General features: G+C 45.3%; 24 protein-coding genes, 1 tRNA gene and 3 pseudogenes. 14 read left to right on the top strand and 14 right to left on the bottom strand.

Annotated features, from left to right (window positions below):
• Positions 1–10: 10 nt before the first annotated feature.
• From N4J56_RS20705 to N4J56_RS20675, 6 genes and pseudogenes are all read right to left on the bottom strand, one after another.
• Positions 11–1,297: pseudogene (locus N4J56_RS20705) on the bottom strand (IS110 family transposase).
• Entirely contained in the window at positions 1,275–1,661 is a 387-nt protein-coding gene (locus tag N4J56_RS20695; protein WP_317108156.1) for an IS1 family transposase, read from the bottom strand. Before N4J56_RS20695 ends, N4J56_RS20705 begins: the two are co-directional and overlap by 23 nt.
• A gap of 4 nt (positions 1,662–1,665) precedes the next feature.
• Entirely contained in the window at positions 1,666–2,067 is a 402-nt protein-coding gene (locus tag N4J56_RS20690; RefSeq protein ID WP_317108155.1) for a transposase, read from the bottom strand.
• A gap of 3 nt (positions 2,068–2,070) precedes the next feature.
• On the bottom strand, positions 2,071–2,736 hold the full coding sequence (locus N4J56_RS20685) for a helix-turn-helix domain-containing protein (RefSeq protein WP_317108154.1): 666 nt from the start codon (positions 2,734–2,736) through the stop codon (positions 2,071–2,073).
• 131 nt (positions 2,737–2,867) lie between these two features.
• A complete protein-coding gene (locus N4J56_RS20680; RefSeq protein WP_317108153.1) occupies positions 2,868–3,977 on the bottom strand; it encodes a hypothetical protein in 1,110 nt (369 codons plus the stop codon).
• A 173-nt stretch (positions 3,978–4,150) separates the two neighbouring features.
• Positions 4,151–4,222, bottom strand: a tRNA-Thr gene (locus N4J56_RS20675).
• 321 nt (positions 4,223–4,543) lie between these two features.
• On the opposite strand from N4J56_RS20675, the gene argF reads away from it, so the two are divergent.
• Both argF and lexA read left to right on the top strand, forming a co-directional pair.
• A complete protein-coding gene (argF, locus tag N4J56_RS20670) occupies positions 4,544–5,461 on the top strand; it encodes an ornithine carbamoyltransferase (RefSeq protein ID WP_317108152.1) in 918 nt (305 codons plus the stop codon).
• A gap of 143 nt (positions 5,462–5,604) precedes the next feature.
• A complete protein-coding gene (lexA, locus tag N4J56_RS20665) occupies positions 5,605–6,216 on the top strand; it encodes a transcriptional repressor LexA (RefSeq protein ID WP_039714178.1) in 612 nt (203 codons plus the stop codon).
• A gap of 131 nt (positions 6,217–6,347) precedes the next feature.
• Here lexA and N4J56_RS20660 read toward each other — a convergent pair whose 3' ends face one another.
• Positions 6,348–7,394 carry a glycosyltransferase gene (locus N4J56_RS20660; protein WP_317108151.1) on the bottom strand — a complete coding sequence of 349 codons (1,047 nt, stop codon included), beginning with the start codon at positions 7,392–7,394 and terminating at the stop codon, positions 6,348–6,350.
• A 566-nt stretch (positions 7,395–7,960) separates the two neighbouring features.
• On the opposite strand from N4J56_RS20660, the gene N4J56_RS20655 reads away from it, so the two are divergent.
• On the top strand, positions 7,961–9,442 hold the full coding sequence (locus tag N4J56_RS20655) for a DNA phosphorothioation system restriction enzyme (RefSeq protein WP_317108150.1): 1,482 nt from the start codon (positions 7,961–7,963) through the stop codon (positions 9,440–9,442).
• A 113-nt stretch (positions 9,443–9,555) separates the two neighbouring features.
• Here the strand turns inward: N4J56_RS20655 and N4J56_RS20650 are convergent, their stop codons facing one another.
• On the bottom strand, positions 9,556–10,680 hold the full coding sequence (locus N4J56_RS20650) for a YheT family hydrolase (protein ID WP_410500363.1): 1,125 nt from the start codon (positions 10,678–10,680) through the stop codon (positions 9,556–9,558).
• Here N4J56_RS20650 and N4J56_RS20645 point away from each other — a divergent pair.
• Both N4J56_RS20645 and N4J56_RS20640 read left to right on the top strand, forming a co-directional pair.
• Positions 10,616–10,816, top strand: a complete 201-nt coding sequence (locus N4J56_RS20645; RefSeq protein ID WP_317108148.1) for a hypothetical protein — start codon at positions 10,616–10,618, stop codon at positions 10,814–10,816. The genes N4J56_RS20650 and N4J56_RS20645 overlap by 65 nt on opposite strands.
• A 94-nt stretch (positions 10,817–10,910) precedes the next feature.
• Positions 10,911–11,660, top strand: a complete 750-nt coding sequence (locus tag N4J56_RS20640) for a response regulator transcription factor (protein WP_106171513.1) — start codon at positions 10,911–10,913, stop codon at positions 11,658–11,660.
• A gap of 388 nt (positions 11,661–12,048) precedes the next feature.
• On the opposite strand, the gene chlP is transcribed toward N4J56_RS20640, so the two are convergent.
• The gene (gene chlP, locus N4J56_RS20635; RefSeq protein ID WP_317108147.1) at positions 12,049–13,269 is read right to left on the bottom strand and encodes a geranylgeranyl reductase; all 1,221 of its coding nucleotides are present in this window, start codon (positions 13,267–13,269) and stop codon (positions 12,049–12,051) included.
• 585 nt (positions 13,270–13,854) lie between these two features.
• On the opposite strand from chlP, the pseudogene N4J56_RS20630 reads away from it, so the two are divergent.
• The 4 genes and pseudogenes from N4J56_RS20630 to N4J56_RS20615 all read left to right on the top strand — a co-directional run.
• A pseudogene (locus N4J56_RS20630) lies at positions 13,855–15,270 on the top strand (HAD-IC family P-type ATPase); the annotation flags it as partial.
• A 158-nt stretch (positions 15,271–15,428) separates the two neighbouring features.
• Positions 15,429–16,415, top strand: a pseudogene (locus tag N4J56_RS20625) (RNA-guided endonuclease InsQ/TnpB family protein); the annotation flags it as partial.
• Positions 16,416–16,746: 331 nt separating this feature from the next.
• Entirely contained in the window at positions 16,747–17,565 is an 819-nt protein-coding gene (locus N4J56_RS20620) for a DUF2993 domain-containing protein (RefSeq protein WP_317108146.1), read from the top strand.
• Between the two features lie 76 nt (positions 17,566–17,641).
• Positions 17,642–18,268 carry a GerMN domain-containing protein gene (locus N4J56_RS20615; RefSeq protein WP_317108145.1) on the top strand — a complete coding sequence of 209 codons (627 nt, stop codon included), beginning with the start codon at positions 17,642–17,644 and terminating at the stop codon, positions 18,266–18,268.
• 88 nt (positions 18,269–18,356) lie between these two features.
• Here N4J56_RS20615 and N4J56_RS20610 read toward each other — a convergent pair whose 3' ends face one another.
• The 3 genes from N4J56_RS20610 to efp all read right to left on the bottom strand — a co-directional run bounded on the left by N4J56_RS20610 (position 18,357) and on the right by efp (position 19,991).
• Positions 18,357–18,710, bottom strand: coding sequence for an ArsR/SmtB family transcription factor (locus N4J56_RS20610; protein ID WP_015155914.1), 354 nt, complete (start codon positions 18,708–18,710; stop codon positions 18,357–18,359).
• Between the two features lie 81 nt (positions 18,711–18,791).
• Positions 18,792–19,361, bottom strand: a complete 570-nt coding sequence (gene accB / locus N4J56_RS20605; protein ID WP_317108144.1) for an acetyl-CoA carboxylase biotin carboxyl carrier protein — start codon at positions 19,359–19,361, stop codon at positions 18,792–18,794.
• A gap of 69 nt (positions 19,362–19,430) precedes the next feature.
• Positions 19,431–19,991: an elongation factor P gene (efp, locus tag N4J56_RS20600; RefSeq protein ID WP_317108143.1), complete on the bottom strand. Its 561-nt coding sequence runs from the start codon at positions 19,989–19,991 to the stop codon at positions 19,431–19,433.
• 442 nt (positions 19,992–20,433) lie between these two features.
• On the opposite strand from efp, the gene N4J56_RS20595 reads away from it, so the two are divergent.
• The 3 genes from N4J56_RS20595 to N4J56_RS20585 all read left to right on the top strand — a co-directional run bounded on the left by N4J56_RS20595 (position 20,434) and on the right by N4J56_RS20585 (position 23,220).
• Positions 20,434–21,540 (top strand): peptidylprolyl isomerase, encoded by a 1,107-nt coding sequence (locus N4J56_RS20595; RefSeq protein ID WP_317108142.1) that lies wholly within the window; start codon positions 20,434–20,436, stop codon positions 21,538–21,540.
• 281 nt (positions 21,541–21,821) lie between these two features.
• Positions 21,822–22,349: an SMC-Scp complex subunit ScpB gene (scpB, locus tag N4J56_RS20590; protein ID WP_410500554.1), complete on the top strand. Its 528-nt coding sequence runs from the start codon at positions 21,822–21,824 to the stop codon at positions 22,347–22,349.
• A 529-nt stretch (positions 22,350–22,878) separates the two neighbouring features.
• Positions 22,879–23,220: a DUF760 domain-containing protein gene (locus tag N4J56_RS20585; protein WP_317108140.1), complete on the top strand. Its 342-nt coding sequence runs from the start codon at positions 22,879–22,881 to the stop codon at positions 23,218–23,220.
• Between the two features lie 11 nt (positions 23,221–23,231).
• Here N4J56_RS20585 and N4J56_RS20580 read toward each other — a convergent pair whose 3' ends face one another.
• Positions 23,232–24,434: an HhoA/HhoB/HtrA family serine endopeptidase gene (locus N4J56_RS20580; protein WP_317108139.1), complete on the bottom strand. Its 1,203-nt coding sequence runs from the start codon at positions 24,432–24,434 to the stop codon at positions 23,232–23,234.
• A gap of 140 nt (positions 24,435–24,574) precedes the next feature.
• On the opposite strand from N4J56_RS20580, the gene N4J56_RS20575 reads away from it, so the two are divergent.
• The gene (locus N4J56_RS20575) at positions 24,575–25,396 is read left to right on the top strand and encodes a M23 family metallopeptidase (protein WP_317108138.1); all 822 of its coding nucleotides are present in this window, start codon (positions 24,575–24,577) and stop codon (positions 25,394–25,396) included.
• A gap of 186 nt (positions 25,397–25,582) precedes the next feature.
• Positions 25,583–25,825, top strand: a complete 243-nt coding sequence (locus tag N4J56_RS20570) for a hypothetical protein (RefSeq protein WP_317108137.1) — start codon at positions 25,583–25,585, stop codon at positions 25,823–25,825.
• A 10-nt stretch (positions 25,826–25,835) separates the two neighbouring features.
• Here the strand turns inward: N4J56_RS20570 and aroB are convergent, their stop codons facing one another.
• The gene (gene aroB / locus N4J56_RS20565) at positions 25,836–26,951 is read right to left on the bottom strand and encodes a 3-dehydroquinate synthase (RefSeq protein WP_317108136.1); all 1,116 of its coding nucleotides are present in this window, start codon (positions 26,949–26,951) and stop codon (positions 25,836–25,838) included.
• Positions 26,952–26,998 lie beyond the last annotated feature (47 nt).

Below are 26,998 nucleotides of genomic sequence, written 5' to 3'. Positions count from 1 at the left end.
GTCAATTCTATTAGGCTAGTCCTAGCCGGACTTTAAGATGCTGGTCTCTAACCCTCTTCTGAGAAACCGCATTTTCTAGGGGTTGAGGAATAAGTTCAAAACCGAATGCCTGAGCCTTTTTCTGGAGATTAGTGACGACTCGCTCACGGTAACGCTGTTCATAATAGTCCATACCAGGGTCTGTATAGTCACCGCCCGATGTCCAGAGGCGATAAAAAATTCGTGCTAGCTTATGGGCGGTAGCAGTAATAGCTTTAGGAGAACCAAGGCGAGAACGTAGACGACGGTAAAAGGCACCAAGAGCAGAATGGCTCTTGCCTGCGGTTTGTGCCGCCATGCGAAAGGCGTTGGCAGCCCGGTTAACAACAGGGCGAGTGCGAGAACTTTTGACTTTGCCACCAGTGATGTTACTGCCAGGACAAAGCCCTAGCCAAGAAGTGAAATGTTTGACGGTGGGAAAGCGACTTGGCTCTAAACCGACTTCCGAGAGGATAATTTGTACAGTCAAAACACCAAGACCATCAATAGCAGTAAAGTCCACGCCACTCATGCGGTAGAGATGGCTGCGTAGATCAAAGGCAGGTTCATTGCCTTGAGGCTTGTGGCGAATGTGCTTGGGTTGTTTAAGGGGAGATTCGGTAATGTCCACTTTGTCCGCAAATTGCTTTAAATACTTGTGTACTTGTTGGTCGCAAGCAGCAATTTGTGTCTGGTAAACATCATAGAGTTGTAGTTCTTGTTGCAGTACAAACAAATGCTCTATGCGGTAATCGCCATTTAACGCTGCTGCAATTTCCGCTTCAGTGCGTTTGACACGGTGATGTTTTTTGGCTGCAAGTAGTTGTGGATCACGCTCCCCAGCAACAATCGCTCGTAGAATTGCCATGCCCGTAGTGCCTGTAATATCACTGACTACTTGATGTAGTTGCACATTCATCTGGGTTAGAGCCTTTTGCATCCGTTGAATATGGACACTGGCACTCCTAATCAATCCATCCCGTTACCGAATATAACTACGCAACACGCAAACCTCGTCTTCGGGACGGAAAGAACCTGACAATAATCCATAGCTGTGTAACTGTTGCAACCACTGACAATCTAAAACATCACTTTTGCGACCGGGAAGAGTCTTCACATGATGAGCATTCACCAGTTTGACTTCAAAACTGCGAGTTTCCAAAATTTGAAACAAAGGAATCCAGTACACACCAGTTGATTCCATTGCCACAGTCTCAATACCACACTGGTGCTGTTCTAGATCTGGTGTTTGTCTCTCAAACTGATATGCCAAATTCATAGCGGTTAATAAATAGTCCAATCACCAAATCGTGCATCTCTTCTGTCTTGGAAAAACAAATAGTCTTACGCACTAACCTCTTGATTCTTGTTCTTAATCTTAGATGTTTCCGCTCAATTCTCTGCGTTTTCCGTTTACCTACTGCGTGGTCTTCTACTGGTAAATGCCGTTCATATGCTCCCCAACCATCCGTGCAGTAACGCTTAATCCCAAACGGAAGGAGTAACTTTTTCAGTTGGAGAAACACTTCGTCTTTTCGACGACCAAACACATATGCTAAAACTTGACCAGTTCTACGATCGATTGCGTGCCACAGCCAACGCGGGTTCTTCTTGCTACTGACATAGCTCCACATCTCTACCATTTGGTTAAATATTTGCGACTTCTAAAGACCTGAGAATATACTTCCATCCAGTCAAATCTTTAATAGTTTTTTCACTAAACGAGGTGAGAATCTGTCTAACTTTAATTTTGAGCGCATCTAAATTATCAATAACCTCCCAACCTAAAAAACCTTTGAGCTGTTCCCAAAGCCTTTCTATGGGATTAAGCTCTGGACAGTGGGCTGGCTGAAACAGAAGGATGATATTTTCGGGAACTTTGAGTTTGGAGGTAGGATGAAATGAGCCGTTGTCTAACTGAATAATATCTAAATCTTCAGGATAAGCTCGCCTAAAATCATTTAGAAATTCCTGAAAGCACTGGGTGTCTAAATGGGAAATTTCCCGAAAAAAGTTTTCTCCACTTTGAGGCTCTACAACACCATACACATACTATTTTTCTCGCCTAAATTGAAAGCTTCCTACAGGTTTGACTCCTCTTAATGTCAATCTCCGTCTCTGAATTGTCCTCAATCCCAGCCTAGTTTCATCTTCACACCAGTACCGCACTCTCTTAAACTTTTTTGATTGCTTTTGTACCTCCTTGATTACACTTGTTATCTTTTGAGGCAGTTCTTTTTTAAAGTTTTCTACTGCCTTTGGCTCTTGCTCGCTACTTTTTGATCTTGCTACTTTCAAGTCAGCTTTTAGCTTGTCATGAACTAGATTATGTACCACGTCATACTTCACGCGTATCCCTAGCTCTGCTGCTAACCATAGCTTGACCTCCTGATAACTGGAAAACCCTTCTGGCTCACTCAGTTCTTGTTTTAAACGTTCTACCGCCTCTGCTGGAATTAATGGTGTTCTTCCCGTACTTTTGCCTACTTCTAATAGCTGATTCAACCCACCACGGCGATATTGACTTAACCACCTTTGTACTGTGACTCGATTCCGTCCCAATACCACTGCTAAATGTTGCACCGTTTCCACTTGCTTAGTCTTGAGCAAATACAGTGCTTGTACTCTTTCCTTCCCACTTGCACTTTTTTGCTGCTTTAAAAGAGTGAGGAGCGTTTCTGCCGACTCGTTAATCTTGAGCTTGACTCTCCCAGACATGACTCACAGATTTAAATGTCTCTTTTCTTCAACTGTAGCGTATTAAAAGCCAAATGGTAATGGTCTGCACTACATTCAAATTGGTAGTAAACTGGCAGCAATTAATATCGACGCCGTATTTAGAGAGTTGGTTAGATAGGAGCGTTAGGACGATCGGTAGCGATAATAGCTTTGTTATATGCTTGGAGAGACTGTTTCTTTGAGATCCACTTTTGGTAAGCGCGTAGATGCACCTCTGGAGAATGTCCTGCCATCTGCGCCATCACAGGGATAGGAATTTCAAAGACCACAGTGCCGCGAATATTCCAAGCATGGCGAAGGTTGTAGGGAGCAAAAGGAATTTGGGCGCGGCGAAAGGCTTTAGAAGTGCGATCGCCATAAATCGAGAAATCACTGTGACAGGTCACCCGTGGTAATTCTCCTACCCAAGGCTGCCAGGCAATTGCCCATTCGGGATACAGTGGCAGTACACCATCTCTAGGTCCTGTTTTACCATCCAGCACTCGACAAGCATATGGTGAACGATCGTCAATTTCGCACAGCCAGGCTTCATGATCGCGCAAACCGTAGACTGCCATACGGGTATAAATTAATTGCCACTGTGGATTTTTGATAGTAGCTCTCATAGCAGCTATTTCTTCATCGCTAGGGACATCGCGAGATTTTGGCTTATAGTTACCTTGATAAAGTGTTAGATCGACCTGAAGATTGGCAAATTTAGCAAACTGAGTCAAAATTTGCACAATGCGCTGCCGCGCACGGGTATCAGGAGGTTTAAGCTGAACTGTTGCCTCTAGTAACTCAGCAGTCAAATCCTGCTTACTAGGTAACCATCTCAAGCCACACAACCACTCTTGCCGATGCCATTTACGGTGATTTTCTGGAGTATCGCCCTTGATTTTGAGCCAGTGTTTTTTGTAGCGATCGATCCACGCTCCCACAGTTTCCCGATCGGTTGTATCAATGTAGTCATTCCAAGAGAATCGATTTTGACCGAGAGCAGCCCAGATTTCCAGAGCTTTACTCTGAGACATCTTATAACCGTAAGGAGTAGCATCTAACCCTAAAGCCAGGTAAGTCTGCTTCGGTTGATTGTCAGTTGAGCCGGGACGGGGTGGTAAAGTGCCACGTAAGTAAAGTTTGTGGTTAAGAACCACCACTCGCAACCGCACTCCAGCAGCTTTAAGTTTTTGGTTAACGATCTCGATGTCGCTCTGTTTTTGCTTTTTTGAGGCTACCATCTTTACTAAATTCTTTACTAAAATCTTGACCGATCGTGATGTTTTTTGTACGGTTGTGTCCGATTTAAGTCGCTGGTGTCGAGAGCGCGTCACGAGCATAGTATGCGCCCCTAACTCTGACGAGCGCGCTTACTAGGGGCTAAAATACTTTTCTAGCAAGGGGCAGGAAAAAAAGCTGGTGACGGGATTTGAACCTGCGACCGGCTGATTACAAATCAGCTGCTCTACCACTGAGCTACACCAGCACAGTGTCCTATATTAGCAAACTTGGTCGGCATTTAGCAAGACTGTGAAAGCCTATGTAGAGCTTATGTCGAGTTTTCGATCCCCTCGCTCAAAAAGGGGGCAACAGTTAAGTCGGATATGGAGTTACCTCCTTTGATAAACATGGAGTCGTCTATTTCCCACACGAACTTAAGAATCAACTGTTCTATCTGCCAAAAATCTGCTACTTTCTAAAGAATCAGTACTTTTTTGGCACAGCGAAAAATCGAAACGAGGTAGGCTGTGTCAAATTTTGTTTATGACAGCTTCTTACTCACTGTTCTTTATTCACCACAGGCAGCATGGCAGAGTTGAAGGGAAGAGATTTACTAAGTCTTGCCGATTTAACTTCAGAGGAAGTGACAGCATTGCTACAACTGGCAGCGCAGTTAAAATCAGGACAGCTAAAGCCTCAGTGCAATAAAGTTTTAGGATTACTATTTTACAAAGCTTCCACCCGCACTCGCGTCAGCTTTACTGTAGCAATGTATCAATTAGGGGGGCAGGTAATCGATCTTAACACCACAACAACCCAAGTTAGCCGTGGCGAACCTGTAGAAGATACAGCACGAGTTTTAGATCGATATTTGGATATTCTATCGATTCGAACTTTTGAGCAGCAACAACTCGAAACTTTTGCCCATTATGCCAAAATTCCTGTCATTAACGCTCTCACCGATCGCGAACATCCTTGTCAAATTTTGGCAGATTTGCTGACGGTAGAAGAATGTTTTGGCAACTTGAAGGGACTAACTTTGACTTATGTAGGTGATGGTAACAATGTCGCTCATTCTTTGCTGCTGGGCTGTGCTTTGGTAGGTATGAATGTCAGAATTGCTACTCCTGCCGATTTTAAACCTTTAACAGAAGTTGTCGAGCAAGCCAAAGCGATCGCCTTACCAGAAACTGAAATTACCGTAACAGAAGATCCAGAAGCAGCAGCTAAAGGAGCGCACGTCATTTATACCGATGTCTGGGCGAGCATGGGACAAGAATCAGAAGCTAATTCCCGCATTCCAATCTTTCAACCCTACCAAGTCAACGAACAATTGTTAAGTCTTGCCGATCCAGAGGCGATCGTTTTACACTGTCTCCCAGCCCATCGCGGCGAAGAAATAACCACTGATGTCATAGAAGGTTCTCACTCCAAAGTCTGGGATCAAGCTGAAAATCGAATGCACGCTCAAAAAGCTTTACTAGCTAGTTTGTTGGGAATTTAGTGAGTCGGGAGTCGGGATAAGAGAGCTGGGGGAGCAATTACCAATTACCAATTACCAAATAAAAACTTTTTTTTGCCATTAGGGGCAATTTTGTAGTACGACTGTTCTAAGAGGTCTATATCGCGATTGAAACACACTAAACTATGGAACCCCTAACGGTAGCTCAACAAGAACTATATGACTGGTTAGCAGAATACGTGCGGCAATACCAGCATTCACCTTCAATTCGCCAGATGATGCAAGCGATGAATTTGAAATCGCCTGCACCCGTGCAAAGTCGATTGGAACATTTACGCGCCAAAGGATACATTGAATGGACGGAAGGTAAAGCACGAACGATCCGCATTTTACAATCCCATTCTCCCCAACAAAGTATCCCAGTTCTAGGTGCGATCGCAGCTGGCGGTTTGGTCGAACCGTTTACCGATGCTGTCGAACACCTAGATTTTGAAAAGCTATTTTTACCACCTGCAACTTTTGCATTGCGGGTGATTGGTGACAGCATGATTGAAGATTTAATTACTGAAGGCGATCTCGCAATCATGCGTCCAGTTGCTAGTCCAGAACAGGTAAAAAATGGCACGATCGTTGCAGCTAGGGTAGACGGACACGGTACGACTTTAAAACGCTTTTATCTTCGTGGCGATCGCGTGACGCTCAAACCCGCTAATCCTAAATACAAGCCGATAGAGATCGCCGCCAAGCAAGTCCAACTGCAAGGCGTTCTCTTAGGCGTGTGGCGCGGCTATAACTAGGGAACAGGGAGTAGGCAGCAGGGAGCAGGGAGCAGAGGAGCAGAGGGGAAAATCAATTCAATATCCAAAATCCCCACACCCCACACCCTTTCTTCACTGGTCACTGGTCAGGAGTCACTGATAACTGCTCCCTACTCCCTATTCCGCTCCAAATATCGCTTGAGGCTACTAGCTACAGCTAAGAAAGGCACTAGGAATAGTGCAGCTATGACTTTTAAGGAGTAACTACACTTGAGAGCTTCTCGAATTTGAGCTTTTGTAGCGGTTAGATCGCCTCTACTAAGCACTCTGAAAGCATTTCTTAAAGCATATAAGGCGCATTCTTCCATCGCTCGTTTTGCTATGCGCTCGGCTGTGGATTTTGGTAAATACGAGCGGGTAGTTTCAATACTCTGACGCATATTGACAATGTTTTTTCCCGTTCTCACAAAGGCAGAAGTCTGAGACCTAGAGTGGACGCGAAAACAAGCTAGTACTTGTGGCTCGAACCAAATAGGGTAGTGTGCAGCAATTCTCCGCCACATTTCGTGGTCGCAAGCACCATACAATTCTGGACGAAAGCCACCCAAGTGTTCGTAAACACTGCGCTTAACTACCATCGCTGGTGGATCGACAAGCGAGTATACTGCAATGCGTTTTAGGAAGTTATGAATTATACCAGAGGTACTTCTTTCTAATGAAGATAAATAATTTTGCTGCCGATTGTTCTCGTCAATGTGTCCGTGCCGACAATACGCCGCACCTATACTTGGTTCTTGGGTAAATGCTGCTTCTAAAGACTGATAAAATCCTGGTAAAACAATATCATCATCGTGCAGAATATGAATTAAATGACCATGAGCGCGACGAATGCAAGTGTTGAGATTTTCAACCATGCTGACGGTCTGAGGCTGTCTGTAAACAGAAATTCTGTGCTGTTTAGCTAATCGCTGAATCAGAAATTCAATCTCAGGGTTAGTAGAACAATTATCAATCAGTTCAATTTGAATTCGCTCTGCTGCATATTCTCGCGTCTGCTCTATAACACTGGCGATCGCTTGCTCCAGATATGTTGTGCGGTTGTATATGGGAATCATCACAGACCAAATCGGTCTTGCTACATCTGGAGGAAGTGGATCGATGGCATTTGAGCTTTTCTTGTCTTCGGTTAAACTGCAATCTGTGTTGTTGCTGAGCATCTTTATTTTTAAACTGACTCCGCTTCGGATGAAGCCCACCACTAGAAAAAATAGACTTTACAAAGTTTACTTGGGAAGCTAAATTTAAGCTTTAACTCTCTTCAAATCAAACACAATTTTATTCGATCGCTTGTATTTTTTTTATTTTTGATAACCTGTATTGAAATTGAACCTGACTAATTGCATGCACAATCTGTAGCAGCGATCGCTACCAGTATGCAACTAGAACTCGTATAGAATTTATCGATCTCAGCTTTGAAGTCACATGAAATTTTTACGGTCGATCTTGAAATTTGATATGGCAAATTATACTAGAATCCGAGAAAAAAAAACAGCACGTCGAACTCTGATTTTAAGCATAGGCTTTGAGCAGCTACGAACTAACTAATGTAGGCTCAAATGATAGTGGCTACCAATATCGATCCTGGTAGATTCATTTTGAGTTATTTGTGACAAACTTTTTTGTAGATAGAAAACTATACTACCATAAAGGTATAAATTATGACATTAGAGCCAGTCATACTTCTGTTCTTCAAGCGCATTGCTTCAGATGGGATTTAAAGTCAATGTATCTTACGCAGAGTTCAGTCAAATACCCGCTTGATGCCCGATCGCAGTTAAAATTAGTTGTTGCCAGGGAAGAACGGGGCAAGTACCAACCCCAGACGACACCAAAATCCCTACCTATTCCGGGATGTCCGAGAATACCCGGAGCGCTACAGATGCGATCTTATCAGCGCCAAGCCATGACTAATTGGTTTGCCAATCGCGGTAGGGGAACGTTGAAAATGGCAACGGGTAGCGGTAAAACAATTACAGCTTTAGCGATCGCCTGCGAACTCTATCAAAGAATTGGCTTGCAAGCTTTAATCGTTGTCTGTCCCTATCGTCATCTCGTCACCCAATGGGCGACAGAAGCCGAAAAATTTGGTTTGCAGCCGATTTTAGCCTTTGAAAGTCTTCGACAGTGGCAAAGTCAGCTATCTACAGGACTATATAACGTCCGCGCTGGCAGTCAGCCCTTTGTTACTGTCATCGCGACCAACTCAACTCTAATTGGTGAAGGCTTTCAATCTCAATTGAAATATTTCCCAGAAAAAACCCTAATAATTGGCGATGAGGCACATAACCTCGGTGCGCCTCGTTTAGAACAAAGTCTACCCCGCCAAATCGGACTGCGCCTGGGTTTATCTGCTACACCAGAAAGACACTTCGACGAGCAAGGCACAGAATTTATTTTTGACTACTTTGGAACAGTCCTACAACCAGAACTCACTTTAGCTGATGCCATTCAACAAGGGGCATTAGTCCGCTATCTTTACTATCCGATTTTGGTAGATCTGACTGCTACCGAAGCGCAAGCCTATGTAAAACTGACAACGAGAATTGGCTGGGCGATCGCATCCCAAGAAAACGGTGCAGATAGCGATATTACGCCATTATTGATGCAGAGAGCTAGATTAGTTGGCGCAGCAGCTAATAAGATTGATGCTTTACGACAGTTAATGCGAAACCGTCGCGATACATCCCACACTCTATTTTATTGCGGCGATGGAACGACTGAAGATGAGCGTAGCTCGACAAGCGATCGCCAGATTGCATCTGTCATCAGAATGTTAGGAGTGGAACTTGGCTATCGCGTCAACACTTACACCGCTGACACCTCTTTAGCAGAACGGACAAAATTGCGCCGTCAATTTGAAACAGGAGAACTGCAAGGTTTAGTAGCAATTCGTTGTTTAGATGAAGGTGTCGATATTCCTGCCATCCAAACCGCTGTCATTCTGGCTAGTAGCAGTAATCCGCGCCAATTCGTACAACGACGCGGCAGAATTTTACGCCCTCATCCAGGTAAAGAACGCGCTACATTATTCGACACGATCGTTTTGCCCCCAGAATTAAATCGCGATACATGGGAAGTCGAACGCAATCTTCTGCGCAAAGAATTACGCCGATTTATCGAGTTTGCCGATTTAGCCGACAATGCTGGAGAAGCCAGAATGAAATTGCTCGATTTACAGAAAAAATATGGCTTGCTGGATGTGTGACTAAAAGTAGGCAGTAGAGAAGACAAGGAAGAAGTCAAAAGTTAAAAGTCAAAAGTCGAAAGCTAGAGAAAAGAATAATATATCTAAATTCTCCTCTGCTCCCTGCTCCCAGCTCATCCCTGCTCCCTACTATAACTATCAATCCACTCCAAAACTCGATTCCACGCCCACCAAGGATCGGGATCGGCAAAACGCTGCTGACAGGCACGATCGCTCATGTAATTGACATGTCCGCCGTAGCGAGTTAATAGTAAATCGAGCTGAGGATTGCGATCGCACGCTGCTTGCAAGTCTGGCACGATTGCCGGATCGAACATCGGATCGTTAGCAGCATAAATAATCAGCGTCGGTTTTTGTAACTGCGGCAATATATGCAAACCGCTACTTGCCTCGTAATAAGCCTCTACTGAAGGAAACCCCAATTTCTCAATTACCAATTCGTTATCGAAGCCCCAAATACTATTAGTTTTTTCTATCGCCGCCGCATCGATCGCCCCTGGGTGTGCCTCGTAGATCTGCCAAGCCAATTTTTTCAACTGCTTGGCGATCGTTTGTTCCAACTTTCTCCCCAATGGGTGCTTCACCAAATAAGATAGCGATCGATTTGAATCCAAACTCGGACAGATAACAGCTGCACCAGCAATGTCTTGCGGGAGTAGGGAGTCGGGAGTCGGGAGTCGGGCGCTAATTGGCAACTGGTCACTGGTCACTGGTAACTGGTCACTGATTCCCCACGTCTGCGCTGCTTTCACTCCCCACAAAGCCAATTGCCCGCCGAGGGAAAAGCCTGTAAACCAAAATGGTGCGGGACAACCCATTGCTTTTGCTTGAGCGGCGATGCAAACAAAATCTTCTCCTTCGTATAACCCATCAGAAGTTAAAGTTGGCGATAACTGAGCTGTTTTACCGTGCGCCCGCCAGTCAAATAGCACTACAGCATAGCCTTGAGCAAAAGCTTTGCGTCCTAAAAGTCTTAAAAACCACTGATTTTCCAAAGTACCTGTAATACCATAAGTCCCAACGATCGTGGCTTTGGGATTTTCAGGAATTGCTACCCAACCAAAGATTGGTACTTCCCCAGCACCGTGAAATATAACTGCTTCATAATTCGGCTCTGGGTGGCTAGTCGTTTTTTCCCAGTCTTTGCTTGCCCAAAGCGCAGTGTAAACCGTCATGGCTAAGCCGTTGCGCAACCACCAAGGCGGCGTAAAGTCAGAATTCAATTTTCCTCGATGCATTTCAGTTATCAGTTATCAGTTGTCAGTTGTCAGCGAATTCTTCCCTCTTGTCTATCGCCTCTTGTCTCTCAAACTCGGCGATCGCATTCAATTTTCATCACTTTGTTACAACATTCACCACATGAGCGATAGCTAATCTTTAGAATCATCCGTATAATCAGTACAGCAATCTTTGTATCTGCCCAAGGTTCTTATTGTTCATTAACATTTGTTAATCTGATTTAATAATAATGGCACGAATACTTGTAATTGATGACGATCCAGCAATCTCCGAATTGGTTGCCGTGAACTTAGAAATGGCTGGCTATGATGTCAGTCAAGCAGAAGACGGAATTAAGGGACAGGCTCTCGCACTCCAGTTGCAGCCAGACTTAATTATGCTCGATCTGATGCTACCTAGAGTAGACGGCTTTACAGTTTGCCAGCGTTTGCGGCGCGACGAACGGACGGCTGAAATTCCCGTACTCATGCTCACAGCCCTAAGCCAAACCCAAGATAAGGTTGAAGGCTTCAATGCAGGTGCAGACGACTATTTGACGAAACCGTTTGAAGTTGAAGAAATGCTGGCTCGCGTCCGTGCCTTACTTCGGCGTACCGATCGCATTCCTCAAGCAGCCAAGCATAGCGAGATCCTCAACTACGGTCCTCTAACTCTGGTTCCAGAGCGTTTTGAAGCTATCTGGTTTACTGAAACTGTCAAATTGACTCACCTAGAATTTGAGTTACTCCACTGCTTGCTTCAGCGTCACGGACAGACTGTTTCGCCTAGCGACATTCTCAAGGAAGTCTGGGGATACGATCCTGACGATGACATTGAAACTATTCGCGTCCACATTCGCCACCTCCGAACCAAGCTAGAACCAGATCCACGCCACCCTCGCTATATCAAAACTGTTTATGGTGCGGGCTACTGCTTGGAACTACCTAGCGTAGAGCAACTAGAGGAAGTGGCTGTAGCTCACGGGAGCAGTCACGAATAAGTCCATATTTTTACAAAAATAGCTAGAGTTAACTTTGATTGTTTGCTCTAGTTTTCAGGAGAAAATGCAGTTGTTTTCATCTGCATTTGTTTACTTTTCTGATATTATATTTTTTATACTAGAAATATAGTCTGATTTTTTAAAACTGAAACTATTTGTAATCCTAAATTAAAAAAATAATAACTTAAGAAATAAAAATAAGCAATCCTGCTCAAAGCATTCTCAAAATATTTATCGCCCCATCATATGTAGAGACGTTACATGTAACGTCTCTACAGAAAAATGTTGGTAAATCAATTAGAATTGCTACGCATTGCTTAACGTAAGCAAAAAAAATGTAAGGACGCACATCTGTACGCCCCTACAAATCAAAAACCGATCGCCCCAATTAAGGAGCTAAAGCATTACCCCGAATTAGACTACCAATCGTTTTAGCAGTAATCTTCAACTGAGTGATGGGATTAGCTGGAACCACAGTTTTGTAGAGATAGCTATCGAACGTTAGCTTTTGTACGTCTAAATCGGCGCACATCTCCACGAATGCCTCGCGAGTTGCATCGGAACGGTAGAAAACAGTTTGCAAAATGTCTAACACCTTGTACGTTATGCCGTACTTCCGATCCCAACGCTTGAGATAAACCTTGAGGTCATCTTCTGTAGGAATGCGGCTACCAGCTTGGGAAAACTCCACAATCGTTTCGGCGCACATCCGCCCAGACTTAGCCGCAAAGTAAATTCCTTCACCTGATGATTTCGTGACGTAACCAGCAGCATCGCCAATTAGAGCAATTCTGCCCACGACGCGACGGGGACGGGGATGTTCGGGGATGGGGTGCGCCTCAACTTTAATGATTTGACCCCCAGCCAACTTTCTCGCCGCACGAGCGCGAATACCAGCTTGTAGCTGCTTGATGCTGGCTTTGTTGACCTGCATCGTCCCCGTACCTACGGCTACGTGGTCGTATTTAGGAAATACCCAAGCGTAGAAATCGGTAGAAACGTCGTTACCAACGTACATTTCCGCCATATCTTGGTAATACGCCATTTTATCCTGAGGCAGCCGGATGCGCTCTTGAAATGCGATCGCGAAGTTGTAGTCCCCCGCGTCCATTTCTTTAGCAATCCGAGAATTTGCCCCATCAGCGCCAATCACCAAATCCACCTTCAGAGTTTTGGCAACACCTTGCGTCCCACCTTCTGAGTGGTCTACATAATGGATGGTATAGGGTTCTTTACTATTTGTCGGAAAATCAAGTTTATGAACTGTGGCATTAATTAAAATTGCGCCCAACTGCGCCGCCCGATTACGCAGGAATCCATCCAGCACTTCGCGGCGACACATTCCAATATATTCGTCTTCATTAACCAAATTGATATCCACCTCGCGGTTAGAGGGGGAAATCATCTTCATCCGTCGTACCTGACGGTCAATAATTTCTGGTGGGAGGTCAAACTCGCTCACCATGCATAGAGGAATCGCACCGCCACAAGGCTTGGCATTATCCAGCTTGCGTTCAATTAGGTAAGTCTCGATGCCAGCTTTGGCTAGGACTTCTGCGGCGGATGAACCTGCTGGACCCGAACCAACGACAGCAACCCGTAGAGTCAAAGTTTTTCTCCCAAACTTCAAATCGCTAAAAATGCATCGTATCACGGTCTTTTGCCCGTTTTAGCGACGGTGGCAGCAGATCGGGCAAATTTGCAACAGAGCTTAAAACTTTTTGTAAATATATTTAATGTCTTTTGAGCTGGCTTTGTGTATGTCAGTTATTAGGAAGCAGGGAGACAAGGGAGACAAGGGAGACAAGGGAGCAACTTTCTATTGTTCCCCCTTTCATAATCTTTGGGTGCGTGACGTAGTCCTGCGATCCCCCAAACCCCCTTTTCAAGGGGGCTAAGAAAAAGTTCCGCATTAGGTAATTCGCTATTTCTGAAAAGAAATTTAACTTAGAAAATCTATCATTAGTAGGAAATTTTATTCAGTAAAAGTTGTATTAAAAATTACAATTTCTAACTCAATTGTCATATAGCGATCGCTGAATTTTTCTAGCAAGCATTTTTACGCAGGAGGCTTACAATTAGACAAAAAAATTATGAATTTCTGTTAAATTTCCGCAATGCTTAAACTAAATTTAATCTATCGATAACCTGCAAACTGAAATTGAGTAACTGAATAGATGACTCAAGTTATTGAATGACACAAACATCAGTACCACTTCAACCTCCTCCCAGTCGAGTTTCTCTAGTAACTGTGCCGGAGAAACAGAAAAAATTGACTTTAACCGATCGTCATCAACTAACTAGCGATCGCCTTCCCTTGGTTTCTTATACTGTGGTTCATGTTTTAGCCGAACGAGTGCGGTTGCGCGTGCCAAGATTGCGATATGACGATGGTTACGCTCGTCGGCTTCAGTTTTTGCTCGATGCCGATACTCTAATTACTAGTAGTAGGATAAACCGCTCGGCAGCATCGTTAGTTGTCACCTTTAAAGCCAGTGCGATCGCTACAGCTAAAATGCATTCGCGCTTGGTGAGTCTAATTCAAGCTGCTAGCAACGCCATCGCGCTTCACCCCAAGCAAGAACAGGTTCGCATAGAGGAAACCGATTCGGCTTCAACTTGGCAATTCGCCGCCCTAGCAACCATATTCGCCGTTGTGGGGGGACCGATAGGTTTACCGATCCCGCCTTTAATTGTCGCCGGAAGTATTGCGGCTGCTACCTTACCCGTAGCCAAAAGAGCGCTAATCGGAATAACTCAAGAGCGCAAACTCAATATCGATTTTCTCGATTTTATGGCGATCGCCATCACTAGCTTACAAGGGAAATTTCTCACTCCAGCGTTGATGTTAAGTCCGATCAAGATTGGCGAACAAATTCGCGATCGCACAGCACGTTCTAACGAACTCCAAACGCTCGACTTACTCAGTTGCCTGGGACAATTTGTCTGGGTAGAACGTCACGGCAAGAAACAGCAAATTCCTCTCCAAGACGTGCAAAAAGGCGATCCCGTCATTGTCTATCCCGGCGAACAAGTTCCCGTCGATGGCACGATTTTACGTGGAAAAGCCTTACTCGACGAGCAGAAGCTTACGGGTGAATCTATGCCCTTACTGAAGCATCAAGGACAACCCGTATACGCTTCCACCCTGGTACGAGAAGGACGGATTTACATCCGAGCCGAACGGGTTGGTTCCGATACCCGCGCCGGACAGAGCATCAAATTAATCCAAGAAGCCCCCATCCACGATACTAGGATGGAGAATTACGCCGCTAGAATAGCCGAACAAGCTGTTGTACCGACATTACTTTTAAGCGGGATCGTCTTCGCTGCAACTCGCAATCCTGCTAGGGTAGCCAGTATTCTCACCCTCGATCTGTGTACTGGAATTCGGGTTTCTATTCCTACCACAGTTCTAGCCGCCCTTACCTATGCGGCGAAACGAGGCATTCTGATTCGTAGCGGACGCGCTTTAGAATTATTAGCAGAAATTGATACAGTTGTCTTCGACAAGACTGGAACCCTGACGCAAGGACAAGTCACGATCGCCAGCGTCGAAAGCTTAGATCCCGCTACCTCGAACGCGCGAATATTGCAACTCGCCGCTGCCGTTTTTGCTGAGACTACCACTTTGACAGGTGATAAATCTATTGCTGCTGTGGGTATAGCAAATGCTGTCGTGGATTTAAATCAGCGCGTCACACAGGCATCACATGGTGCTGTCGATCTGCGATTTCTATTTCCACTGGGATTGAGTTTGCTGTCAATCCGCGTAAAAAAGGATATTTACGTTTTAAGAAAGAACAAACTCATGGTTCTGTTGAATACAAAACTAGTGGCTGGAAACTTTCTGATGACAGAAGATATATCACTTTTACTGATGGCTTTAAGGCGGGAACTTTCAAAATGTGGGGAACCCGTGACTTGCATTTTTATCAGTTGAAGCAGTACAAAAGAGTGCGGATAGTGCGTCGCGCAGACGGATACTACTTGCAGTTTTGTATCGACCAAGAACGTTTGGAGAAACGAGAACCAACATTTAGAACCATCGGTTTGGATGTTGGATTGACCCACTTCTATACAGATAGTTTTGGGCAAACAATTGAAAATCCAAGACATTTAAGGTATGGCGAAAAGTCTTTGAAACGATTGCAGCGTCGGATGTCCAAAACTAAGAAAGGCTCGAAAAATAGAGCTAAGTTTAGAAACAAGCTTGCTCGGAAACACCTCAAAGTAAGTAGACAACGTAAGGACTTTGCTGTGAAGTTGGCAAGGTGCGTAATCCAGTCTAACGACTTGGTAGCCTACGAGGATTTGAAGGTGAGGAACATGGTCAAGAATAGACATCTCGCCAAATCGATTAATGATGCAGCGTGGACGACTTTTCGCACATGGCTTGAGTATTTTGGGAAAGTGTTCGGGGTCGTAACGGTTGCCGTGCCACCCCATTTCACTTCTCAAAATTGCTCGAACTGTGGCGAGGTTGTCAAGAAATCTTTGAGTGTGAGAACGCATATTTGTAACAATTGCGGACATATTCAGGATCGGGATTGGAATGCTGCTAGAAACGTGTTAGAGAAGGCATTGGCTACGGTGGGGCACATCGGAAGCTCTAGTCTTGAACTAGGAAACGCCTCTGGAGATATCGACCAATACTTGGGTGAGGAAACTCCTTCAAGCAAGTCGAGTCGCGGAAAGAGGAAGCCCAAAGAGCGATCTTTGGAATCTCCCACTACAGCGACGAAAGGAGCTTAGCGGGAGAGGATGTCAAACGGTACTAATCATCTTCAGAGCGGAGATGGGGAGAAGTCGTAAGTTATTAGGGGCGGGTTTTGACCAAAATTTTCGAGCTTTGGCTTTCAACCGATTTGCTAAACCCGCCCGTACATAAGTCGAAAATAAGAGCGCAAGGAAGCCTTTTGCCCCTTGCCACCTACTTCTCATGCGGGCATGTAGTCGTGCGCCACTGCTCGCTGATTAAGCTAAACTTAAGAATTTAGATAAATACAAAAACCTAGTATAGTTTGAGTCTGAAACTTAAGATCAAAGTCTAAAAATAGCCTAAATGCCTTGAAATGAACGCATAATGGAATTTTTTACGATTCTTCTGTCTGGCATACTTGGTCTAGTGACTCCAGCAGGGTTAGTTGTAGATCGAACGGCAGAAAATGCTGTTCGCTCTCAATTACAGCACGCAGAGCAGCTAGAAGTGCGAGTAGACAATGCACCTAGTTACCAACTTATACAAGGAAAGGTGGAAAAGGTACGCTTGGCTGGGCGAGGATTAAGACTAAAGCAGCAGAATATTCGTATTGCTGCTTTAGAACTAGAAACCGATCCAGTTGATGTCGATCCGCGCAGTCTAGGAAAGCAAAAGCTCAAATTACGGCGATCGCTCCATGCAGGAGTGCATTTGCTGCTAGAGCAATCAGACCTCAACCAAGCTTTACCTACCTTGATTGCGCAAATCCAGGAATTTGTGATTCCAGAGTTGGGGGGCGATCGCGCTGAGTCTAGCTCTAACTATAAGTTTGTCAATCCACGACTAGAACTATTAGCCAACAATCGCTTGCGCTTTCAAGTCCAACTAGCCGCAGAGAATGACGACGAACCACTAGCAATTGTCGCTGAGTCAGGATTGGCAGTAAAAGGAGGGCGACAAATTCAACTCGTTCAACCAACAGTTGCAGTCGATCGGGAAGCAGTCGCTCAGAATATCGTAGACGAAATCGCCATGAATCTCAGCCAAGAACTCGATTTCCGTCGCCTGGAAGTGTACGGACTGCAAGTGAGAATCTTACAATTAAAAGTAGCAGCCCAAAAATTAGATCTGGTGACTTTTGTGCGCGTCGATCCGTCTTCCTCTTTGTTGCAGAATCCTTCATTGCAGAATTCTAAGTTATAGACTCAGCTAATATATAATTTGCTAATTTGCCTCCTCATCTCATCGATCTCGCGTCCACCCAAGGAGAACTATCCCTATGGTTAAACAACAACAAAATCGCCGAATTCCAGTTAGCGGCTTAGTTGCAGGAATTGCGGCAGTAGCAGTGACAGCAGGAGGCGGCGCAGCTTGGTGGCACTGGCAATCGAACCAAAAACCAACTCGACCAATTGCGCCACCAATTAGTGGGATTCAAGAAGCGCCAAAGCCACAAACTCCACCAGTCGCACAACAACAGGTAGAAGTCTTTTGGCTCAAGGGAAGTGGAGTACGACAGCAGCTGATTGCGACTACAGCCACCACAACGGCTGACATTAAAAAACAGCCTACGGCTGCTCTAAAAACTGCTTTTGATAACTTACTCTCTGGTCCAAAAGATGGATCTGTCAGTACTACCATTCCCAAAGGAACAACACTGCGGGATCTAAAGGTGGAGAAAGATGGAATTCACGTCAATTTATCAGAAGATTTCACCGCTGGCGGCGGTAGTACTGCTATGACAGGGCGAGTAGCACAGGTGATTTACACGGCAACAAGTCTCGATCCAAATGCTAAAGTCTGGATTGAGGTGGAAGGAGAGCCGCTGGAAGTTTTGGGCGGCGAAGGCTTAGAGCTAGAGCAACCTTTGACGCGCCAAAGTTTAGGAGAAAACTTTACACTTTAGCCTGCTACATTTGATAAGAATTATTAAATTAGCAGCGATCGCTCGATCTGTGCGATCGCTGGTAGCAAACTGTGGCATAGTTAACCCCTCAACGTTTTCCATTGCCATTGAGTACCCGAAATTGGCGGGCTTGATGTTCGACTCGGGTAGCAAGTCGATGACAGACAAGATTCCATAATTGGAAGATCATGTCATCCTCAACGCGGTAGTAGGCGGAAGTGCCTTCACTACGGCGACTGAGAATGCCTGCCTGCCACATGATTTTTAAATGTTTGGAAACGTTGGCTTGGCTAGTCTGAGTTGCATCCACCAATTCTTGAACGCACTTTTCACCATCGCGTAACAGGCTGAGCAGCCGTAGGCGCATTGGTTCGCTTAACAAGCTGAAATACTCTGCTACTTGTTGCATAACCTCTGGAGGTACAGGCTTGGTTAATTTCATTAGAACTGACCCGTAGAAAGATGTCGCAAGATAGTTGGCAGTGATGCCAAATAGTTAACTGGTAATTAAAGTAGTTAACCATTAATCGGGGTTTATGCGCATCAGTGGCTGTCCGTATTCCACTGGTTCGCCATTTTGCACCAAAATTTCCATGACTTGTCCAGATACTTCGGCTTCAATTTCATTCATCAGCTTCATCGCCTCGATAATACAGACAGTTTGACCGGATCTAATGCGATCGCCAACTTCTACAAATGGCGCTTCGCCTGGGGCAGGAGCGCGGTAAAAAGTTCCTACCATAGGAGAGGGAATTTCCGCAAACTTTTGTTCTATGGGAGCTGACGCAGCCATCGAGACTGTGGTGGAATTGACGGCAGTAGAATCAACTCGGCGAGAAACTGAATCCATGCCAGCAGGCATTTTAGCAGAGTCGAAGTGTAATTCCGTTGCAGTTAGGTTACTGCTTTCTCCTGCTACGGCAGATGCAGGTGCAGTACTTTGAATACCCGTACCCTTACGTACTGTCAGTTCAAATTCCTGAGTTTTTAGGGTGAGTTCCTCAATTTCAGTTCGATCTAACGCCAACAATAGTTGACGTATTTCATTTAAATCCAGTGACACAGCAAATCCCTCTTCAATGTCATTTGTCATCAGTCATCAGTCATTTGTTGTCATTCCACTCATGACCAATGACAAATGACAAATGACTCCTAAAAGCAATCATTCTCCCCGACCGAGATAAGTATCGTTACGGGTATCGATCCGAATGCGTTCCCCTTGAGTAATAAATAAAGGAACCATGATAGTAGCACCAGTCTCAACAACAGCGGGCTTAGTACCACCTGTAGCCGTATCACCCCGCACGCCAGGATCGGTTTGCACGATTTCTAGCACGACAGAATTCGGCAATTCTACTTCCAACACTTGTTCGTCCCAGCGGACGACATTCACTTCCATGCCATCTTTGAGATACTTGACGCGATCGCCAATTTGTGCAGCCGTCAATCGCGCTTCCTCGTAGGTTTCCATCTCCATAAAGACGAAATCATCGCCGTCTTTATAGGTATGTTGCATCGTACTCTTTTCTAGATTGGCTTGGGGAACTGTTTCACCAGCACGGAAGGTTCGTTCCACTACGCTACCAGACTGGACGTTTTTTAACTTTGTCCGCACAAAAGCCGAGCCTTTCCCTGGCTTTACATGAAGGAATTCCACCACCCGCCAAACAGATCCATCTAGGACAATACTTACGCCTGGTCGAAAGTCATTACTAGAAATCATGGAACAATAGACTCACTCATCATGCAGGACAATCGGCAATCTATTTTACCTCCTTTCGGTAAGGGGTAGGAGCGAGGAGTGAGGAGTGAGGAGCGAGGGAAAGAGTGGTGCGTGGTGCGCGAGTATGCGTAGTGCGTGAAGTGTGTGAAGTGTGTGAAGTGTGTGAAGTGTTTGAAGTGTGTGAAGTGTGGGAGTACACAAGGGAGAATTTTCTCCCTTGTGTACTCCCCCATCTTCCCCAACTCCCCCAACTCTCTTCTTCCCCTCACTCCTCACTCCTCGCTCCTCGCCCCTTACTATGGCAAAATGACGATCGGGTCTCACTAAGTTATGCGCGAAGCTATGAGCGAAGATCGCGTTGCGCGTATCCGCGCCCTACCATCGCACTGCGGTGATGGAGAGCAAAAATCCCTCGCAGCATACCCCTTATAAGAGCTAGATCATGACAAAATTTTGCCAACGCTGGCTAAAAAATATTTCGATCGCAATAATGCCGATCGCGTTTTGTTGGAGTCTGAGTATAGCAGTCTGGACTCCTACCTCCTACGCAGCACTACCAGCAGGAAATGCCATCACTGATGGTAGAGCTTTGTTGCGTTATGCCCTGCCCATTGACAACCAACCCGTCAGGCAACTGCAAGCAAGTTTAGAAGATATTGCCAATCAACTGCGAGCCAACCGCCGTTGGGGTGCGATCGCTAACGACCTCAAAGGCGCTTCTAGGGCAATCTCTAATCCTGAAAAAATTCTGAGTAGCGTTCCCGCAGAACGCCAGCCTCAAGCAGAAAAGATAATTGCTCAAATTAAAGATGGCATTCCCAAACTTCAAGAAGCAACAGATAAGAAAGATAAAGAAAATATCTGGGTCGAACGCGCTAACATACTCAATTTAGTTAGCGAGTTAGAAGAGTTGATGGTCAAAGAATTTCCCTATGAAGTTCCCGCTCAATACTCTAACTTGCCTCAACTCAAAGGACGGGCAACGATCGCATTTAAAACCAATAAAGGTGACATTACTGTGGTTGTAGACGGCTACAGCGCCCCCGTCACCGCAGGTAATTTTGTCGATCTGGTTCAACGGGGCTTCTACAACGGATTAGAATTCATCCGTGCTGAAGATTCCTACGTTTTGCAAACAGGCGATCCCCCTGGGAAAGACCAAGGTTTTATCGACCCCAACACGGGTAAGTACCGTGCCGTTCCTTTAGAAATTCTGGTCAAAGGCGATTCGGAACCTACATACGGCGTAACATTAGAACAAGCCGGTCGTTACACTGACGAACCAGTATTGCCCTTTTCTGCCTACGGTGCAGTTGCAATGGCAAGACCGGAATTTGAGCCTGATGGTGGTTCTTCCCAATTTTTCTTCTTCTTGTTTGAGCCAGAACTAACTCCAGCCGGACGTAACTTACTAGACGGGCGCTACTCTGTATTTGGTTATGTTACCGAGGGTAAAGAAGTCCTAGAAAAGCTGAAAGCGGGTGACAAAATCGAATCAGCTAAAGTCATCCAGGGTGCAGACAAATTAGTTCAACCCCAAGTAGCATAACTAGGGAGTAGGGATTTGTAGGGGCGGGTTTAACAGATATGCCTAAAGACAAACAAAAAATTCAGCTAAACCCGCCCGCAGAAGAACCAGTGGAAAAGAGAGCTGAGGGAGTTGTAGGGCGTAGACACCCGAAGGGTGGCTTCTCGGAGAATAGCCCTTCTCGAAGAATGGGGGCTGAGGGAGCTGAGGGAGAACGATCGCTCACCACGCACCACGCACCACGCTCTTTCCCGACTCCCGACTCCCGACTCCCGACTCCCGATCGCAAATTATCAACTCAAATCGAAGCAATTCTTTACTTAAAAGGCAAACCGCTATCAGTCGCAGAAATTGCCGAATACGCCCAGTGCGATCGCCCTACGGTTGAAGAAGGACTGATCGAACTGATTGAAGATTACGCCCGTCGTGACAGCGCCTTAGAGGTCGTCGAAACACCTACAGGCTATAGCCTGCAATTGCGCTCTGGTTTTCAGGACTTGGTACACAGGTTAATTCCTCTCGAACTCGGAGTGGGGGCTTTACGCACGTTAGCAGCGATCGCCCTTCACAGCCCAATTGCTCAAAATCAACTCGTCGAGCTGCGCGGCTCTAGTGCTTACCAACACGTTCAAGAATTGGTAGAACAAGGATTCGTCCGCAAACGCCGCCAGTCAGATTCTCGCTCCTCCCTACTCCAATTAACCGAAAAATTTCATCAATACTTCCAAATCGAGCAACTACCACAACTTCTGGGGCAAGGACATCCGGTTAAAGAGCGGCAATCTAAATATCAGCAGCTAGAGCTGGGTGACGATCTGGAAGATAGCTGAGGATATTGAAAGCAAGTCCTCTAGTTGAGCAAATAGAAGGAGTCAGGCAAATATCTCTTTCTTATGGCTTTTTTCAAGTAAAATGACTCAATTTTCCGATCGATAGTAGCATTTTGCTTATTTATGCCAGTTTTTTGCGATCTTGCTCCAGTTTGAGGAGGTAAACTCTCTATTCGATCCTCAAAACATCTGATACAATTTATTTAATGAATCAGTAAAAAAAATTAATATTTTAGTCCGCAAGGTTTGCCTGCAAGAGGTCTGGCTCTAGTTGAGAAAACACCAAAACCGAGTGTTGGATCTAGAGATCGGGATTAATGGACGTACCAAAAATGGTTCTAGCTCTCACCCAGGCAGGAAAGTTTGACCGAGCGGTAAAGCAAACCGCATTCCCAGCGCAGGTAAAGAAAATGAGTTGCCATAGCGTGAAAGCTACAATAGCTAAAATATTAGCACTTAGTTATTAGTTTTTAGTATAGAAAAATCCTCAATCCCATAGATTCGATACTACAGCAACAAAACACTGCTTATGACCTTTAATCCTGACTTTTTGAGCGATCGCGAAGAAACTCAAGCTAACTCATTGTTGAAATATCTCCAGCAGCAATCGCCGGAAATTCTAGCCCGCGTTGCTAAGTCTGTCAGCCCAGACATTCAACAAATCATCTCCCAAAACGTCCAAGGGCTGGTAGGAATGTTACCTTCAGAGCAATTCAACGTGAAAATCGTGACCGATCGCGAGAATCTAGCAGGAATTTTAGCATCAGCCATGATGACAGGCTATTTTCTGCGGCAAATGGAACAAAGAATGCAGCTAGAAAATTTAGCTGATGCCGCTACCTCGCCTCAAGAGCCTAATGGTGGAGATTAAGCGCTACAAGCCTAACTGAGTTCGTTGGCGGGATAAGCGCCTGGTTTGACATGAAAAGTCTGAATGACACCCTGGCGATTGACTTCTAGTGTCAAAGTTGCTCCCAAGGTTGTTGATTCCACCTGTTCTTGGACTTGCAACGATTTAGCTACCGTCTTGCCGTTGATTTTCTGAATCACGTCTCCCGCCCGCAGTCCAGCTTGCGCCGCCGGAGATTTAGCGATCGCGCGCACGATGAGTACGCCAGAATCGATTTCAACCTTTAAATCGGTTTCCTGAGCGATTTCAGTTTTTGATGCGGGGGTTAAATCGATCATTTGAATCCCCAAAAAAGGATGGCTAATGCGTCCTTTGCTAAATAACTGATTGGCAACGCGGGCAGCAGTTTCAATGGGAATGGCAAAACCGAGTCCTTGAGCATCGGTACGAATTGCCGTGTTGACACCCACGATCTCCCCTTCAGTATTTAATAAGGGTCCGCCAGAATTACCAGGATTGATTGCCGCATCAGTTTGAATAAATGTAACGCGCTTATCCGGTACGCCAACTTGCGCGCTCGTGCGGTCGGTAGCGCTGATAATGCCAATTGTGACGGTATTATCCAAGCCTAGAGGATTGCCGATCGCGATCGCCCACTGCCCGGGAATTAAATTTTTTGAGTTACCAAGCTTGACTCGCGGCAAATTACGAGCGTTAATTTTGACAACAGCAACATCCGTCACCGGATCGACACCGACAACTTTGCCTTCAAAAGTGCGACCGTCTTTCAACGTGACTTGAACCGTACGTGCTTCGGAAACGACGTGGGCGTTAGTCAACAGCCGACCGTCAGGACTGAGAATAAATCCAGAACCAGTTCCGCGTTCGATTCTTTCGTCGGGAATCGGTTGTTGTCCGCCAAAAAAGCGGCGGAATAGAGGATTGTTGAAGGCTTCGGGTAATTGATTGGCAACTTTACGGGTTGCATTAATTCTCACGACAGCTGGTCCCACTTGCTGGACGGCAGTAGCGATAAAATTGCGATCGCCTGCTACTGCTAACCCTCCCACTGACGGTGTTTGTCCTCCTGAAGCAGTTGGTGGTACGGCAACAGAAATCGTTTTCGGTTGGGGAGAGAAGTGAAAATCGACATAGCGACTGCCCCAAAAACCAGCACCACCACCCAAGACAAGTAAAGTAGAAGAGAAAGCCAGCGTTTTTAACGACAAACCCATAAATTTTGCGCCTATAGCCAGAAACGTAGATGCTAATTACTAAGTGCGATCGAGCAATAGCCTTACACGCCTTCCACCTTAAGATTTCGTGCTGGAGGCTACTCCTACTAGCAACACTTTTAGAATGTGTTATTCCAATAATGGCTCAAGCCAATCCGAACGGCACTAGTCAGACGACAACTTGTCCCCCAGCTGCTTTATCTCGCCTAATTCGCCATTCAGTCAAACCAGGCGATACTTTAGACAGCATAGCTCGACAATACAATCTTATTCCAGCTACTTTGATCGGAATGAATCCCATTTTGCAAAGTCGTAATCTACCAAATGGAAAGTTGCCAGTTGGCAGTAAGATAGTCATTCCTCCCTATAACGGCATCAAAGTCAATGCCACGCCAGGAGAAACATGGCAGCAGCTAGCCGAAAGGTATCAAGTTCGTTCTGATGTCTTGTTTGAAGCCAACGGCTGTCAACCAGTTGCCAAAGAGGTTTTCGTTCCTGGGGTGAATTGGTCGCCCCAACCGCCTACTAATACTGCCAAAGGGATTCTAACAGAGTATCCTTTGCCAAAAGCAGCGACAGTAGCTTTGGCTTATGGCTGGCAGTTGAATGCTAGTACGGGAAAAGTTTTCTTTCACAGTGGTTTAGACTTAGAAGCCGCCATTGGAACCCCTGTGAGAGCAGTAGGCACGGGAACAGTAGCGTTTGCTGGCGAACAAGGGGCTTATGGCAATTTAGTCGTCATTAACCACCAAGAGGGTAAACAAAGCCGTTACGCTCAACTGAGAGATCTAAAAGTTAAAGCTGGTCAAACTGTAAAATCGGGGCAGGTAATAGGGGCGGTAGGGACTACAGGTAGTCCTACATCTACCCAACCTCACCTACATTTTGAAATTCGCTACGCTTCCGATTTGGGATGGGTAGCAGAAGATCCGACAGCGTATTTAAAGGTAGCAAAACGGTAAGTAATTCAAAAGTCAAAAGTTAAAAGTTAAAACGACAACAACCTCAATAACTTTGCAGGTGAAGGCGATCGCTTTATTGTTGATTTTGTGGTAGTTTCAAAAATATTTAAGCAGCATTCCGCTAGCAATTTTGGTACTTCCTAGAACCCAACCAATACATTTTTATGTGTTAAACGCTTTGAAGCAGTGGGATTCAGTTCTAATCCTAAAATAGAAACCGTAACTTATCCAAATGGCGATCGCGTTCAAAACTTTATTTTGATTCTGCACGCTACCGACTGGAAAGGAAAATTAGCTTGCTTGGATGGAGAATCATTGGCATTAGACTTTTTCGATTTGAAACATTTGCCCGCATTAATGTCAAATGATATTCCTGTATTAGAAAAAACTCAAGAATACAAGTGCAGTGGCAAATTCCAAATGTTTTGACTTCTATCTTTTAACTTGTGACTTCCCCAGTATCTGTTACCATTTTTTGCAATACTTGACGCACTGTATCTGCCGATACTTTATCGCTAATCTCAACCGCACCAATTTGAGTCGGTAAAATAAACCTTACTCTTCCGTCTTTGACTTTTTTGTCAGTTTGCAAAGCATCTATAATTGCTTCAATATCTATCCCTGTTGGCAACTGTGTAGGCAAACCAGCCTTCTGAATCAATGCATCTTGACGGCTAGCATCTTCTGAGGAAAGCATTCCTAGTGCTACAGCAATTTGAGCGGCGGCTACCATTCCTATCGCTACGGCTTCGCCGTGATTGACGACACGATAACCAGTCAAACTTTCTACAGCATGACCGATAGTATGACCGTAATTAAGAATTGCCCGCAGTCCTGCTTCTTTTTCATCCTTGCTCACCACATCAGCTTTTGCTTGACAAGAACGGTTGAGAATATTTTGGAGTAAATCTGCACCCAAGTAGCGCATTTGATCTAGGCGCTTACTCTGTTCCATCTGGGCAAATAGCTCTGCATCCCAAATCACACCATATTTGATTACCTCTGCCATTCCCGCGCGAAACTCTCTCGCGGGAAGAGTTTGCAGGACTTGCGGATCGATGAGAACCAATCTTGGTTGATGAAATGCCCCAATCAAATTTTTGCCTTGGGGGTGATTCACGCCAGTTTTCCCGCCAATGGCTGCATCTACCATTGCTAGCAGAGAAGTAGGAACTTGAACGAAATTAACTCCTCGCAGCCACGTAGCAGCGGCAAAACCCGTCATATCGCCAATCACACCACCACCTAAAGCTACCAAGGTTGAAGACCGTTCTAAGCGCTTTTCTAGGGCTGCGTTATAAATCTTTTGAACTGAGGTAAGGGTTTTATATTGTTCTCCAGCTGGGAGGATACAGCTAGTGGCATCAAAACCAGCCGCTTGCAAAGAAGCGATCGCCCTTTCTCCATATTGTTTAAAAATCGCTGGGTTAGAAACCAGCAAAACCTTTTTCCCCAAGTTGAGTTCGCCCATCCACTCACCTAGACGATCCAATCCTGGCGCTGCGATCGCGATTTTATAAGCCTGCTGAGGTATATTTACGTCAATTACATGCATATCAGTTATCAATTATCAGTGGCTGGTGACTGGTGAGTAGTGACTAG

It is taken from the genome of Chroococcidiopsis sp. SAG 2025 (assembly GCF_032860985.1).
Classification (GTDB): Bacteria; Cyanobacteriota; Cyanobacteriia; order Cyanobacteriales; family Chroococcidiopsidaceae; genus Chroococcidiopsis.
This window is presented reverse-complemented; position numbering and strand designations above follow the sequence as displayed.